The 14,038-nt window shown below is 69.3% G+C and carries 12 protein-coding genes and 1 pseudogene; 7 read left to right on the top strand and 6 right to left on the bottom strand.

The window, feature by feature from the left end:
- Positions 1-135 precede the first annotated feature (135 nt).
- The 3 genes from ACZ6W9_RS18925 to ACZ6W9_RS18915 all read right to left on the bottom strand — a co-directional run bounded on the left by ACZ6W9_RS18925 (position 136) and on the right by ACZ6W9_RS18915 (position 4,819).
- A complete protein-coding gene (locus ACZ6W9_RS18925; RefSeq protein WP_470118818.1) occupies positions 136-1,320 on the bottom strand; it encodes a glycoside hydrolase family 26 protein in 1,185 nt (394 codons plus the stop codon).
- Between the two features lie 127 nt (positions 1,321-1,447).
- The gene (locus ACZ6W9_RS18920) at positions 1,448-3,067 is read right to left on the bottom strand and encodes an FG-GAP repeat domain-containing protein (RefSeq protein WP_470118816.1); all 1,620 of its coding nucleotides are present in this window, start codon (positions 3,065-3,067) and stop codon (positions 1,448-1,450) included.
- A 102-nt stretch (positions 3,068-3,169) separates the two neighbouring features.
- Positions 3,170-4,819 carry a VCBS repeat domain-containing M23 family metallopeptidase gene (locus tag ACZ6W9_RS18915; protein WP_470118815.1) on the bottom strand — a complete coding sequence of 550 codons (1,650 nt, stop codon included), beginning with the start codon at positions 4,817-4,819 and terminating at the stop codon, positions 3,170-3,172.
- Between the two features lie 266 nt (positions 4,820-5,085).
- On the opposite strand from ACZ6W9_RS18915, the pseudogene ACZ6W9_RS18910 reads away from it, so the two are divergent.
- The 3 genes and pseudogenes from ACZ6W9_RS18910 to ACZ6W9_RS18900 form a co-directional block, all read left to right on the top strand.
- A pseudogene (locus tag ACZ6W9_RS18910) lies at positions 5,086-5,286 on the top strand (helix-turn-helix domain-containing protein); the annotation flags it as partial.
- A 270-nt stretch (positions 5,287-5,556) separates the two neighbouring features.
- Positions 5,557-6,006 carry a hypothetical protein gene (locus tag ACZ6W9_RS18905; RefSeq protein ID WP_389970627.1) on the top strand — a complete coding sequence of 150 codons (450 nt, stop codon included), beginning with the start codon at positions 5,557-5,559 and terminating at the stop codon, positions 6,004-6,006.
- 187 nt (positions 6,007-6,193) lie between these two features.
- A complete protein-coding gene (locus tag ACZ6W9_RS18900) occupies positions 6,194-6,952 on the top strand; it encodes a lytic polysaccharide monooxygenase (protein ID WP_470118813.1) in 759 nt (252 codons plus the stop codon).
- A gap of 635 nt (positions 6,953-7,587) precedes the next feature.
- Here the strand turns inward: ACZ6W9_RS18900 and ACZ6W9_RS18895 are convergent.
- A complete protein-coding gene (locus ACZ6W9_RS18895) occupies positions 7,588-8,892 on the bottom strand; it encodes a tetratricopeptide repeat protein (protein WP_470118812.1) in 1,305 nt (434 codons plus the stop codon).
- A 349-nt stretch (positions 8,893-9,241) separates the two neighbouring features.
- On the opposite strand from ACZ6W9_RS18895, the gene ACZ6W9_RS18890 reads away from it, so the two are divergent.
- From ACZ6W9_RS18890 to ACZ6W9_RS18875, 4 genes are all read left to right on the top strand, one after another.
- Entirely contained in the window at positions 9,242-10,294 is a 1,053-nt protein-coding gene (locus ACZ6W9_RS18890) for an aldo/keto reductase (protein ID WP_389970508.1), read from the top strand.
- Between the two features lie 119 nt (positions 10,295-10,413).
- Positions 10,414-11,034, top strand: coding sequence for a hypothetical protein (locus ACZ6W9_RS18885; RefSeq protein ID WP_470118810.1), 621 nt, complete (start codon positions 10,414-10,416; stop codon positions 11,032-11,034).
- A gap of 238 nt (positions 11,035-11,272) precedes the next feature.
- Complete coding sequence (locus ACZ6W9_RS18880) at positions 11,273-11,596, top strand: type II toxin-antitoxin system RelE/ParE family toxin (protein ID WP_389970514.1); 324 nt, start codon at positions 11,273-11,275, stop codon at positions 11,594-11,596.
- 28 nt (positions 11,597-11,624) lie between these two features.
- On the top strand, positions 11,625-12,722 hold the full coding sequence (locus ACZ6W9_RS18875) for an ImmA/IrrE family metallo-endopeptidase (protein ID WP_470118808.1): 1,098 nt from the start codon (positions 11,625-11,627) through the stop codon (positions 12,720-12,722).
- Between the two features lie 104 nt (positions 12,723-12,826).
- On the opposite strand, the gene ACZ6W9_RS18870 is transcribed toward ACZ6W9_RS18875, so the two are convergent.
- Positions 12,827-13,168: a hypothetical protein gene (locus ACZ6W9_RS18870; RefSeq protein WP_389970520.1), complete on the bottom strand. Its 342-nt coding sequence runs from the start codon at positions 13,166-13,168 to the stop codon at positions 12,827-12,829.
- 104 nt (positions 13,169-13,272) lie between these two features.
- Positions 13,273-13,974: a hypothetical protein gene (locus ACZ6W9_RS18865; protein ID WP_470118806.1), complete on the bottom strand. Its 702-nt coding sequence runs from the start codon at positions 13,972-13,974 to the stop codon at positions 13,273-13,275.
- Between the last annotated feature and the right edge of the window lie 64 nt (positions 13,975-14,038).

Raw genomic sequence — 14,038 nt, 5'->3', positions numbered from 1 at the left:
GCCGCCGGGGCCGTAACCCGCCCGCAGCCCGGGGCGGGGCGGGGCCCCCGTCTCCGGGTGGACCCCTCCAACGGGGGGGGGGGGGCCCCGGGCCCCCGGGGGGGGGGGGCCCGCGGGGGGGGCCCCCCCTCCCGGTCACGCCGCGGCCGTGACCTGGCCGACGGCGTCGCTCTTGTAGAGGACGGATCCGCCCGACTGGGCGTCCCACCACTTGAGCCTGGTCTGGTACGACGTCTTCGGCTGCAGGCCGTCCCGGTCACACGTGATCGTCTCGGGGTTCCCGGAGACGGCCCGCCGCGGCCCCTCGGCGAAGTCCGAGCCGTCGGTGCGCCAGGAGGCGCAGGAGACCCAGCCGGAGTGCCGCGCCGGGTCGACCCGGGTCGTCCACTGGATCTTCGTGGCCGTCGGCGCCGCGGGTCCGGCGGACGTGGTCATCACCGGGGTTCCGGAGAACAGCGTCCCGGTCACCGCCTCACGCCACGCCTGGATGCTCCCGGTGTCGCCGATCAGGTCGTACTCCGGCCATCCCGCCGCGTCGAAGTACGTGACGAAGCGCGCCTCCGCCGTACCCCGCAGCCACCTGGCGACCTCCCGCAGCATCGCCGGACGGTTCGCGTGGTCGTCGAGGCCCAGCTCGGCCACCGCGTACGGCTTACCCTCCGAGCGGGCCACCTCGAGACCCGGCCGCTTCGCGTTGTGCTGGGCCATGGTCTCCGACTTCGCCATGTCGAAGTTGTAGACGTCCCACGCCATCACGTCCACGTACGCGGAGCCGGGGTAGTAGTCGCGCCAGTTCCGCCCGCTCTTCGGGTCCAGCGTCCAGTCCATCAGGATCGTGGTGGCGAACAGGCGCGGGTTGCCGGCCTCGTCCGCGAGGCGGGCGATGCGCTGCCACGCGGCCCGGTACGCCGCCGCGGTGAACTCACCGTTCCTGATGTTCTCCTCCGGCTCGTGGTAGAAGCACCAGAAGACGTCCCGGTCCCGGGGCGCGCTCGCGAACCACGAGCGCAGATAGGCGTCCGCCGTACCCGCCAGCACGGCGTCCGCGTCGTACTTGAAGGACACCACGGTCGAGCGACCCGGGGTGTTGAGCTTCGCGTCGGTCCACCCGGCGGGGGCGCCCGAGTAGAAGGCCCGGACGATCGGCAGCGTGCCGTACCGCGTGTCGGCGGCCGCCAGCGCCTGGGGGAACGTCTGCCCCGAGACCTGGTGGACCGACGCCCCGAAGAGGGTCGGCGTACTCGCGCGCGCCGGGGTCTGCAGGGCGAACCCGGCCAGGGCGGAAGCCACGGTGGCGAGCACCGCGACAAGTCTCTTCATGTCTTTCTCCTTGTTTCGAGCGGGACGCCGGGCCGCGATTCGGCCGTGTCCGCCGGGAATCGGTGGGGGATGAGGGGCTGCGCCCAAGCACATGACGGGCGCGACCCACCACGTCGGGGGAACGGGACTACCACTTGCCGAGGACGAGGCGGTCGGCGACGGGGTCGAGGGAGTAGTTGCCGGAGGTGTACCACTTGCCGGCGTAGCTGGTGCCGTTCTTCCAGACGTGGTAGCTGAAGGTGTTGTCGGGGTTCTGGTAGGCGGTGACGATGTCGTCGTGGCCGTCTCCGTCCACGTCGCCGGAGGCCACCCGGTTGCCGGTCTGGTTCATGGTCCAGGGGCCGGATTCGTAGTCGGTGCCGTGGGTGAAGGAGGTGCCGTTGGAGGTCCAGCGCCAGATGGTCATGGTGCCGTCGCCGTCGTCGCGCATCATGGCGGGTTCGGCTTTGCCGTTGCCGTCGAAGTCACCGACGACGAGGCGGTCGGCGACGGGGTCGAGGGAGTAGTTGCCGGAGGTGTACCACTTGCCGGCGTAGCTGGTGCCGTTCTTCCAGACGTGGTAGCTGAAGGTGTTGTCGGGGTTCTGATAGGCGGCGACGATGTCGTCGTGGCCGTCTCCGTCGACGTCTGCGGAGGCGATGCGGTTGCCGGTCTGGTTCATGGTCCAGGGGCCGGATTCGTAGTCGGTGCCGTGGGTGAAGGAGGTGCCGTTGGAGTTCCAGCGCCAGATGGTCATGGTGCCGTCGCCGTCGTCGCGCATCATGGCGGGTTCGGCTTTGCCGTTGCCGTCGAAGTCGCCCAGGACGAGGCGGTCGGCGACGGGGTCGAGGGAGTAGTTGCCGGAGGTGTACCACTTGCCGGCGTAGCTGGTGCCGTTCTTCCAGACGTGGTAGCTGAAGGTGTTGTCGGGGTTCTGGTAGGCGGTGACGATGTCGTCGTGGCCGTCTCCGTCCACGTCGCCGGAGGCCACCCGGTTGCCGGCCTGGCTCATCGTCCACGGGCCGGATTCGTAGTCGGTGCCGTGGGTGAAGGAGGTGCCGTTGGAGGACCAGCGCCAGATGGTCATGGTCCCGTCGCCGTCGTCACGCATCATCGCCGGAGCACTGCGCGAGGACGTCCCCCACAGCGCGTTGACGATGATCTGGGCGTCGCCGGCCTGCTTCTGGTACTTGTCGGGATAGGCCGACACCTGCACGTTCTGACAGACCTCGCCGATCGGGGCCGTCATCCAGGAGCCGTTCGGGTATTCCCGGAGCATCTTGTCGAGGAAGGCGTTGGTGGCCCACGTGGGGTTCAGCCGCTGCTCCCGGCTGCCCCACGACGCCCGCTGCTGGAACAGTCCCAGGCTGTCGTGGTCGACTTCGACGCTGATGTTCTGCAGGTGGGTCTCCACGATCACCGTCGAGACGGCGATCACCGCGGCCCGCGAGGCCAGGCCCCGGGCCTTCACCGCGTTGACCACCATCCGGGCGCAGGAGGTGCGGTACGCGTTCATGTAACCGCGCATGTCGGCCTGCAACCGGCTGTTCAGCTGAGTGGCAAGGGCGGCGTCCGCGCTCGTGGTGCCGTTCGGGTCACAGGGCACGGACTGGTACGCCTGCGCCGCCGACGCCTCGGACGGAGGAGTCGTCGGCACCGGGCTCGGATCCCGGGCGGCCGAGGCGGCGGCCGGTGCGGTGGTCAGGACGACCGCACCGATGAGGGCGGCGGCCCCGGTACGGAGAACTGACGACGTCGATGCTCGCAAGACTCTTCTCTTTTCTGCCTGCGACAGGGAGAGGGGATCGCCGACTTCGTTCGGCTCTGAGAGCGGAGCGGCAGGACAGCTCGCGCGTTGCGGATGCGTCGGTCACCAACTGCCGAGGATGAGGCGGTCGGCGACGGGGTCGAGGGAGTAGTTGCCGGAGGTGTACCACTTGCCGGCGTAGGCGGTGCCGTTCTTCCAGACGTGGTAGCTGAAGGTGTTGTCGGGGTTCTGGTAGGCGGTGACGATGTCGTCGTGGCCGTCTCCGTCGACGTCTGCGGAGGCGATGCGGTTGCCGGTCTGGTTCATGGTCCAGGGGCCGGATTCGTAGTCGGTGCCGTGGGTGAAGGAGGTGCCGTTGGAGGTCCAGCGCCAGATGGTCATGGTGCCGTCGCCGTCGTCGCGCATCATGGCGGGTTCGGCTTTGCCGTTGCCGTCGAAGTCACCGACGACGAGGCGGTCGGCGACGGGGTCGAGGGAGTAGTTGCCGGAGGTGTACCACTTGCCGGCGTAGCTGGTGCCGTTCTTCCAGACGTGGTAGCTGAAGGTGTTGTCGGGGTTTTGGTAGGCGGCGACGATGTCGTCGTGGCCGTCTGCGTCGACGTCTGCGGAGGCGATGCGGTTGCCGGTCTGGTTCATGGTCCAGGGGCCGGATTCGTAGTCGGTGCCGTGGGTGAAGGAGGTGCCGTTGGAGTTCCAGCGCCAGATGGTCATGGTGCCGTCGCCGTCGTCGCGCATCATGGCGGGTTCGGCTTTGCCGTTGCCGTCGAAGTCACCGACGACGAGGCGGTCGGCGACGGGGTCGAGGGAGTAGTTGCCGGAGGTGTACCACTTGCCGGCGTAGCTGGTGCCGTTCTTCCAGACGTGGTAGCTGAAGGTGTTGTCGGGGTTTTGGTAGGCGGTGACGATGTCGTCGTGGCCGTCTCCGTCCACGTCGCCGGAGGCCACCCGGTTGCCGACCTGGCTCATCGTCCACGGGCCGGATTCGTAGTCGGTGCCGTGGGCGAAGGAGGAGCCGTTGGAGGACCAGCGCCAGATGGTCATGGTCCCGTCGCCGTCGTCACGCATCATCGCCGGAGCCGCGGGCGAGCTCGGTTCGGCGCCGCAGTTGTCGCTGGTGACGTTGCGCCAGGTCTGGCTGTTCGATGAGCCGTAGGTGACGCCGTTGAAGGTGGGTTTGACGCGTTCGGAGCCGGCGAAGCCCCAGGAGGCCTCTCCGTCGCCGTTGGCGTCGTAGCCGAGTTCGAAGTGGAGGTGGGGGTGGTCGTTGGAGGTGGGTCCGGTGCGGCCGACCTTGCCGATCGTGGTGCCCATGCTCACTTTCGCCCCGACGGAGACGGTGCGGGACTGCAGGTGCAGGTAGGTGGTGTAGTAGCCGCCGCCGTGGTCGATCTGGATCACGTTGCCGGCGTTGCTGTGGTAGAAGGACTTGTTCACCGTCCCGGCGGCCGGGGCGACGAGGGTCGCTCCTTCGGTGCCGGTCTGGTCGGGCTCTTTGACCATGTCCAGGGCGGGGGCATGAGCCCAGGTGTCCAGCCGCCACTTCTGCCCGCAGGGGAAGGGCAACTGCAGATTCGGCGCGGCCAGCGCGGCCTGCCGGGCGGAGGCGCCCGCCGAGGTCGCGCCGTGCGCCGGAAGGCTCGGCAGACCGCCGAGGAGGAGGGTGAGAGCGGCGGCGGCCGCCGCTCTCACCGGCAGGGGGCGCGCCGTTCCCTGGTGCCTGGAGCGCGAGGGAACGAACGGAGGCATGCTCATGCGTCTCCTGAGGTTCGGTGGTCCTTGGGACCGGTGGGGGTGGGCCCGGTTGAGGATCTTGGCCGGCCCGGCGGTCCTCACCATTACCGGCGAGTCACCTTGAGGCAAGAGATCTGGGACGGCATGGGAAGGATGGGACGATGGGACGCTTTGACCAGCGGAATCCCACACGCAATGGGACCGTAATGGGATTCGGGCGGGAGATTCGGCTGGTTCCGCGTTACCCTTCGGTGGTCAAGATCGGGCTGCAACTCAAGGAGTAAGAGTTGTCAGAGCCATCCGCCGTCGCAGATCTGGCCACGCATCTACGCCATATGAAGGAAAAGACCGGCCGCAGTTACGACGCTCTCGCCAGGCGGCTCGGTATCAGCAAATCCACTCTCCACCGTTACTGCTCGGGAGAGGGTGTCCCGTCGAACTTCACGCTTCTGGAGCAGTTCGCCAAGGAATGTCAGGCGAGCCAGGCGCAGATCCTCGAACTCCACCGGAGATGGGTGTGGGCGCAGACCGCTCAGATCCCCGAAACCGAACCCGTACGGCAGCAGCCCACCGAGCGGCCGGATGACCGTCTGACGTCACCGAAGCGACCTCTCCCCGCGCCGCCGGACTCGTCGGACCCATCGGGCCCGTTGGATCCGCCGGGTCCGTCCGGCGCATCGGATCCGCCGGTTCCGGCGGGGAACACGCGTGGGCGCCGGCCGGTCCCGTGGCGGAACCGCGCACGGCCGTTGGCGGCGGTGCTGGTGCTCCTGGTCATGGGCGTGATCCTGGTCTGGCGTCTGGGCGACCCCTTCGGGGCCGACGCGGAGAGCGCGAGGTCCTGCACCGAGCGCGGTGGAGCCAAGCACACCGACCCCGGACACGAGCGCGACGTGTGGACCAGGGACTTCGTGTGTCCCAACCTGCCCAATACGCCGCTCTATCTCACCGTGGACGGCACGGAGAGGATAGGGACCCTGGAAACACAGAGGAGCTGGTTCGTCTGCTGGGAGCTCGGACGTGTCCAGGGCGGTGAGGCGACGATCTGGTACTACACGCAGGGGGACCGTTCGGAGCCGGGCAGCGAGCGATGGGAGGGGTGGGGGTTCGCCAGGGCCGAACGCGTCGACGTCTCCGCCCATCCGCCGCCGAACATGCCCCGCTGCCAGTTCGCCTCGGACCCTGTCCCGGTGTCCCGGCACCCGTGACGTCGGCACGATTCCGGGACCGGATCGCTGACGGCCCGGCGTGATGCCGGGCGATCGGCGCTTCGGGCCTGGTCCAGGATGATCTCCTTCCTGACACCCGTCGGTGTCAGGATTCCACCATGGGGTTTATTGTTAGTAAACTTTCTTTTATATTAGCGTCACTGCCCCCCAACAGAGGAAGCGTGACATGCGGAAACTGTTAGCACCCCTGGCGGCGCTGGTCGTCGCCGCCACGACGGTGGTGGTGATCGCCTCGCCCGCGTCGGCCCACGGCTACATCTCGGACCCGCCGAGCCGGCAGGCGTGGTGTGCCGCCGGCAAGGTCCCCAACTGCGGACCGATCATCTGGGAGCCGCAGAGCGTCGAGGGGCCCAAGGGCCAGCGCAACTGCAGCGCCGGAGACCCCCGGTGGGCGCCTCTCGACGATGACAGCAAGCCCTGGCCCGCCACCGCGGTCGGGGACACGGTCACCTTCAAGTGGCTGATCGAGGCCCGCCACGCCACCAGCACGTGGGAGTACTACATCGGCAACGAGCGGATCGCGGTCATCAACGACCGCGGCAAGCAGCCTCCGTCGGTCGTCACGCACACGGTGAACCTGGGCGGCCGGACCGGCCGGATCAAGCTGCTGGCGATCTGGAACATCGCAGACACCGAGAACGCCTTCTACAACTGCGTCGACCTTCAGGTGGGTCCCGGCGGCCCGAGCCCCAGCCCGACCCCCACGCCGACTCCCTCGGTGACTCCGACACCCACGCCGACCGCCACCCCGACCTCCACGCCCACTCCCACGGCGACTCCGGGCGGCGCCTGGACGGCCGGAACATCCTATAAGGCCGGTGACCTGGTCACTTACGGCGGGCGCACCTACCGGTGCGTCCAGCCGCACACCGCGTTGACCGGCTGGGAGCCGCCGAACGTCCCGGCGCTCTGGCAGTCCGTGTGACCTCTTCTTCGAACGATCCGGTGGATCACCGGGTCGCGTCTGCGGGCGTCCCGCGCCGGCGCACGGCCGCGGGACGCCCGTAGGAATGCGAGGCCCCGCGAACCCCGGAGCCGCGGCGGCCCGGCGACCACCTGGGCCTTTCAGCCTGAGCTGAAAGGCATTGCGCAGGAAACCGAAAAATTGTATCTTCATCGCGTCGTCGATTTGTTCGGTCTGTACGACGGGCCATTGTTCCGGATCCCGCCGTGCGAGAAACGCCGTGGCCGCCGGGCGCGATCGTTCGTCGTTCCCTGATAAGAAAAGGGTACGGTGAACCGGTCCGAGAATCGTTCGGCATCAAGCCGGCCGGATTCTCCGATCCCGTACGGAAGAATCGAACCGTGGCGCGCCATCCGGCTATGGCTGCGATTCCTGTCACCGGGTTGATCCCGGTGGGATCGACCCGGGATTCCTGTTTCCGATGCCGGCGGAAGGACGCCGGCGAGCCTGGGCCGGAACGGATCGCGACGCCCCGGGAACGGAGAACTTCCGGATGCCCTCAGCCTCGGGCGCGGACGCCACAGGCCATTCCCGATACCGGATCGCTCCCCGGACGAACGGACCGGTCCTGAACCGCAGAGCGTCCGGCGCAGAGATCATCCACCGTCTCCGGATCCCCGCCCGGAGGCCTCCGCCCACCGGGTGAGGTGGCGCCGGGTGTCCAGCGTGTCCGGGTGCCCGATGCCCAGCACCCGCTCCTGGACGGGAAGCAGGGCGGCCAGCCGGTCGCGGGCGGTGACAGGATCGCCCGCCTCTCCCATCCAGACGGCGAGGTCGTGCCGGACGCTCAGTGTGCCGAAATGTTCGGCGCCCATGACCCGTTCGTACACCGGCAGCAGGGCGGCCAGCCGGTCGCGCGCCCCGGCCGCGTCACCCGCTTTCCCCGTCATGCAGGCGAAGTTGTCGAGCAGGGACAACGTGTGCGGATGCTCGGCCCCTTGGACCCGTTCCAGCACCGGTATCAGGGCGGCGAGCCGGTCGCGGGCGGTGGCCGGATCGCCCGCCTCTCCCGTCCAGTGGGCGAGATCGTGCCGGGTGCTCAGCGTGTCCGGATGTTCGGCGCCCCGTACCCGTTCGTATGCCGGCAGCAGGGCGGCGTACTGGTCGCGGGCGGTGACCGGATCTCCTGCCTCTGCCGTCCAGACGGCGAGACTGTGATGGACGCTCAGTGTGTCGGGATGTTCGGCGCCCAGGGTTCGTTCGCGTATCGGCAGGAGGGCGGCCAGCCGGTCGCGGGCGGTGGCCGGATCGCCCGCCTCTCCCGTCCAGACGGCGAGGTCGTGCCGGACGCTCAGTGCGTCGGGATGTTCGGCGCCCAGGGTTCGCTCATATGTCGGCAGGAGGGCGGTGAGTTGTTCGCGGGCGGTGGCCGCGTCCCCTGCTTTCCCTGTCCAATGGGCAAGACGACTCTGGAAGGCGAGTGTGTTCGGGTCTTCCGCTCCCAGGACCTGTTCCAGTGATGGCAGGAGGGCGGTGAGTTGTTCGCGGGCGGTGGCCGCGTCTCCCATCTGTCCCGTCAGGGCGGCGAGGTTGCCCCGGGCGGCCAGCGTGTCAGGGTGCTCGGCGCCCATGACCCGTTCGTACACCGGCAGCAGGGCGGCCAGCCGGTCGCGCGCCCCGGCGGTGTCCCCGGCCTCCATCATCTGGTAGGCGAGATCGGTCTGGGCGGACAACGCGTCCGGGTGCTCGGCCTGCAGTACCCGCTTGCGTATCCGCAGCAGGGCGGCGGCGCTGATCGCCAGACCGGCCAGACCGGCCAGACTGATCAACGCACCGGCCAGACTGACGCCGTTGCCCGATGCGTCCGAGGTCTCGGACGTGATCGGGGACAGACCGGTGACGGAGCCGATGAGTCCTGTGCCGGCCAGCAGGATCGAGATGAGCGCGGCGACGGCGGCCACGACCCGACTCGCGTCGGCGGAACCCGAGGAGAGACGGGCGGGGGGCCGCGATGAATCAGGGGAAGTCGGCACGTCTTTCAGCTTGCCGTCCGGAAAGGCCGGTATATGGGTAAGTAGCCCAGCCGTTACCGATCACCTCTCGCGTGGAGGCGCGAAGCCTCCATGCCCACCGGTGCGCCGTCGCACCCGCTGATCTTCCGGGACCGGTGGAAAGTACGAGCATCACTCCCGGGACGCGGCGACCCGAGGTCTCGGGGTGCGCCTTCACGAGGAATTTGCCATGGAGCGCGCTCCAGGACCTAGGGTCCACTTCGCGATCCCCCATTTCCGATCTCCAGGGAGCCCCGGCATGCGCTATCGAGTCCTCGGCGGCACCGGCATCGAGGTGAGCGCCCACTGCCTCGGCACCATGATGTTCGGCGCCGTCGGCAATCCCGATCACGACGAGTGCGTCCGCATCGTCCACGCGGCCCTCGATCGGGGGATCAACTTCGTCGACACCGCGGACATGTACTCGGCGGGGGAGTCGGAGGAGATCGTGGGGAAGGCGCTGCGCGGCCGTCGTGACGACGTCGTGCTCGCCACCAAGGTGCACTTCCCGATGGGCGAAGGGCCCAACAGAGGCGGCAACTCCCGGCGGTGGATCTTCCGGGCGGTCGAGGACAGCCTCCGGCGTCTGGGGACCGACTGGATCGACCTTTATCAGGTCCACCGCCCCGACCACACGACCGACGTCGAGGAGACGCTCTCCGCGCTGAGCGACCTCGTCCACCAGGGGAAGATCCGCGCCTTCGGCTGCTCCACCTTCCCGGCCGACGAGATCGTCGAGGCGTACCACGTGGCCGAGCGCCGGGGCCTGCTGCGCTTCAGGACCGAGCAGCCGCCGTACTCGTTGCTGGCCCGGGGCGTGGAGACCTCCGTGCTGCCGGTCTGCCGGCGACTGGGGATGGGCGTGCTGACATGGAGCCCGCTGGCCTGGGGGTTCCTGACCGGCAAGTACCGGGCGGGCCGGTCCATCGATCTCGCCACCGGCCGCGCCGCGCTGATGCCGGCGCGCTTCGACCCCTCTCTTCCGGTGAACGCCGCCAAGCTGGCCGTCGTGGAACGGCTCATCGAGGTCGCCGGTGACGTCGGCTGCTCGCTGCCCGAACTGGCCGTGGCCTTCGCCGCGGCACACCCCGGCGTCACCTCGGTGATCCTCGGGCCGCGGACGATGGAGCAGCTGGAGGCGTCGCTGAAGGGCGCCACGCTCACGCTCGACGACGCGACCCTCGACAGGATCGACGAGATCGTCCCGCCGGGAACCGACGTCTACCAGCCGGACGGCGCCTGGCGTCCGGTCGCGCTGACCGACGCCGCACGGCGCCGCCGCCCGCTCGCGGACCGCGCCGCCGCTCAGTGACCCCTGGTTCATGACGGCCGGCGGGTCGATGACGGAGGTTGTCCACAGAACGTGATTCGGCTCTGAAGCCACCTCCCGTGACCGGCCATCCTGTCCCTCGTGACAGGAGGAAAATCGCGATGAACGGGCACTTCACGGCCGCAGAGCTGCGGGAGCGCGGCTGGAGCCCGTCCATGATCCGGGCGCTTCTCGATCCGCCCGACCGGCTGGCTCCCAACCCCGTCTTCCGTTCCGCGGCGCCGGCGCGGCTGTACGAGGTGGAGAGAGTGGTCCTCGCCGAGGAGACGGAGGCGTTCACCGCGCTGCGCGACAGGGCTGAGCGGAGATCCCGCACGGCCCTGCTCGCAGCGGAACGCAGGCGCGGTGAAACCTTCGCCGCCCTCGCCGCCATACCGATCATGGTTCCGGTCCTCTCGTGGGACGCGCTGACGCGCAAGGCGGTCGACCACCGCAACCACCGAGACGCGGAGCGGGCCGGGCACCGGCTCGATCACATTCCGGACCCCGCACGGGTGGCGGACGTCGATGGGCCGACCCTGCGGAGGTGGGCGGTCAACTACCTCCGTCGCGAACTCACCGTCTATGACGGCGCCCTGGAGGAACTGTCCGGCAGGGTCGGCCGCGCGGAGGCGACGCGCCTGCTCAGGCGGCGGACCTACGAGGCCATCGCCCGCGCGTACCCCCGGCTGGCCGACGAGTGCGGGCGGCAGCTCCGCCTGTGTGAGACGGATGCCGGTTGAGAGGATGCGACGATAACGCCTGCCGGTCAGGCCGCGGACCAGGCTTCGCGCACATGCATCCTGGATCACCGGCGGTTGCCGGCGAAGGCCCGATGGGTCCTCCCCGGACACGCACCGTGAAAAAGGACCTCTCCGCCTTGGGTGAACGGATCGCCGGGCACGGCCGGTGACGTTATCTTGTCCGCAAGGGGAGTTCCTCGTTTACCAAGTTGGTTAATACTCAGAGGAGACCAGCGGGTTGGAGGTGTTCTATGCGGACCGTCGTCTCCAGCTCCTGTGCCGGTCGGACCGGGAGATGCGTGCGGCCTACGGTGCCGAGGGGGCCCGTAAGCTCAGGCAGCGGCTGCAGGCCCTCCGCGTCGCGGACACCCTTGACGACCTCTTCGGCATGCCGGGACGCTGCCATCCCCTGCGTGGGAGCTACGCGGGGTGCCACGCGATGGACCTTCATCGGGGCTGGCGTCTCGTGTTCCGGCTCATGACGCCCAAGGAGAAGGCCGACCAGGGGTTGGCTGAAGAAGAAGCCGCGCTGGTCATAGAGATCGTCGACTACCACGGATGAACCACCAAGCGCGAAAGGAGCGTGGAAGATGACGTCGGCGACCGAGTTCCATCCTTCTGGCGCCCCCGACTACGCCGTGCCGCCGGGGGAGACGATCCGCGAATACCTCGACGAGCTCGGCATGACCCAGCGGGAGCTGGCGGCCAGGCTCGGACTCAGCGCCAAGCACCTCAACAGGCTGGTCCAGGGACTGGTGCCGCTGAGTCACGAGATCGCGCAGCGGCTGGAGCTCGTGACCGGCATGCCCGCCAGGCTCTGGAACCGCCTGGAAGCGGACTATCAGTCCGCCCTGCAGCGGCTCAGGCTGGAAGGCGAGTTGCTGGAAGCGGTCCCCTGGCTGGACGAGATACCGGTTCGCGAACTGGTGGTCCGGGGGATCCTCCCCGAGGAACCGACGGATGAGATCTCCCGGGTGCAGCAACTCCTCGCCTTCTTCGGAGTCGCGCATCTGACGACATGGCGCGAACTGTACGAGCGGCCGGCCGCTGCCTTCCGCAGGGCGGAGCCTTCCGTGACCCGTCCGGGTGCGGTCGCCGTCTGGCTTCGGCTGGGAGAGCTCGCGGCGCACGGCATCGAATGCGGGTCGTTCGACGCTCCGGGTCTTCGGCGTGCGCTGCCTCGTCTACGGGGGCTGACCACTCGGCCCCCCGAACTGGCCGCGTCGATGATGCGGGATGTCTGCGTGCGGTACGGGGTCGCGGTGGTCTTCGTCAGAGAGTTCGACGGCGCGTGCGTCAGTGGAGCGACACGATGGGTGTCCGGTGACAAGGTCATGCTCCTGCTGAGTCTTCGCCGCGGAACGGACGATCACCTTTGGTTCACCTTCTTTCACGAGATCGGCCACATCCTGCTGCACGGGAAGGGCGGCACGTGGATCGATGACGGCGGGTCCGGTGACGACCCGAGGGAAGAGGAGGCCAATCGGTTCGCGGTTGACCTGCTGATTCCCGAAGAGCATGTCCCGCGGCTGCGTGCGATCGCATCCCCGGAAGCGGCCCGCGCGTTCGCCCGTGAGATCGGAGTGTCACCCGGCATCGTCGCGGGTCGGCTGCAGCACGACGGCATCTGGCCCGCCGGCTACGGCGACGACCTGAAGAACAGGATCGATCTGGAAACCGGCCTTTGACGGTCCCCGAGCCTCAGCCGCTCCGGTGCCGCCGTGACGCGGCGGCGGTGACCATGGCCGTCGCCCCTCGCCCGGAAGGCGATCCGCCGACGCGGCCGGGCCGGTCAGCCGCCGCCCTGGCCGCCGGTCATCTCGTCCCGGGACGCCTCCCCGGTGCTGCGGTCCTCGATCTCGCCGGACTCGCCCGGTTCCGCGCCGATCGCCTCGCGGGCGGCCTCGCCCCCGGTGCTCTGGTCGCCCAGGGGAGCGTTGCCGGTCGCCGTCATGTCACCGGCGCCTTGGACCCGGCCCTCGCCGCCTTGTGCCGAGCCCGGGGTCTCCCGGGCGACGCGCTCTCCCCGAGCCGCCGGGTCGGTGCCGCCCAGTGCGGTCTCGCCCGACAGGTGCTCCACGTGCTCGTGCGCGATCTTCTCCAGGCGCTCTCTCCGGTCGTCCTGCTCGCTCATCGGGTGGCCCCCTTCCTCCGACCACCCCTCCCTACCCGCTCCGGATCGGACGATCGGCCATTTAATCCCATAAATCGGCAATACAGGTTTTTGGCGGCAGAAAACTAACCTGCCATGCCGAGGAGAACGGCGGCGGCGCCCACGCCCAGCACGAGCGGGTAGGCCCACCATCTGGGTGCGGGGCCATTCCGCAGGACACCGGCCCCCAGCGGCACCAGCGCCGCGCACAGCCCGAGGACGGCGACGACCGACATCGGCCCCGTCCCCTTCAGCACGCCGATCGGCAGGGCGCTCATCGAGGCCAGGGCGGCGGACCTGGCGACCCCCAGCACGCCCGCCCGCCACGCCCCGGCGGCCAGCACGATCCAGCCGAAGAAGATCGCCGGAGACAGCGGGTGGAACGGGTGGAAAGCGCCGTAGGAGCCGGCCACCGCCTTCTGCGCCGTCTCGACCCCCTGGACGTCGACGAGCTGGAAGGCCAGGTGGCTGACCCCGGCGTGGATGGAGCGGGCGAACAACCCGGAGAGCACCATCACGCCGCCCCACAGCGCCCACCGCGGCCGTACCGCCCAGACCCGACGGACCAGCGCGATGACGGCGGGCCACAGCAGGACGTTCCCCACCGCGAAGGCGCCGTAGGAGGCGGTCATCAGGACGGGGTCTCCGGCGAACGCCGCGAGCTGCTCGGGGAAGAAGCCGTCGAAGCCTGCCCGGAGCAGCACCCCGGCGAGCATCAGGGACGGCCCGAGGACGAGCCCGGCGCCCTCCACCCAGCGGCCGGGGAAGTCGACCGAGGTCGTTGTCATGCCGCCGATCCAACCGGCGCGGCGTCCGCCGCACACTGGCGCGGGATCGAGTCCCCGGGGTGGA

This window comes from Streptosporangium sp. NPDC053982 (assembly GCF_055585205.1).
This window is presented reverse-complemented; position numbering and strand designations above follow the sequence as displayed.

Coding starts and splice junctions, on each gene's coding strand:
- ACZ6W9_RS18925 (WP_470118818.1), bottom strand. CDS start 1,320: ATGAAGAGACTTGTCGCGGTGCTCGCCACCGTGGCTTCCGCCCTGGCC.
- ACZ6W9_RS18915 (WP_470118815.1), bottom strand. CDS start 4,819: ATGAGCATGCCTCCGTTCGTTCCCTCGCGCTCCAGGCACCAGGGAACG.
- ACZ6W9_RS18900 (WP_470118813.1), top strand. CDS start 6,194: ATGCGGAAACTGTTAGCACCCCTGGCGGCGCTGGTCGTCGCCGCCACG.
- ACZ6W9_RS18890 (WP_389970508.1), top strand. CDS start 9,242: ATGCGCTATCGAGTCCTCGGCGGCACCGGCATCGAGGTGAGCGCCCAC.
- ACZ6W9_RS18885 (WP_470118810.1), top strand. CDS start 10,414: ATGAACGGGCACTTCACGGCCGCAGAGCTGCGGGAGCGCGGCTGGAGC.
- ACZ6W9_RS18875 (WP_470118808.1), top strand. CDS start 11,625: ATGACGTCGGCGACCGAGTTCCATCCTTCTGGCGCCCCCGACTACGCC.
- ACZ6W9_RS18870 (WP_389970520.1), bottom strand. CDS start 13,168: ATGAGCGAGCAGGACGACCGGAGAGAGCGCCTGGAGAAGATCGCGCAC.
- ACZ6W9_RS18865 (WP_470118806.1), bottom strand. CDS start 13,974: ATGACAACGACCTCGGTCGACTTCCCCGGCCGCTGGGTGGAGGGCGCC.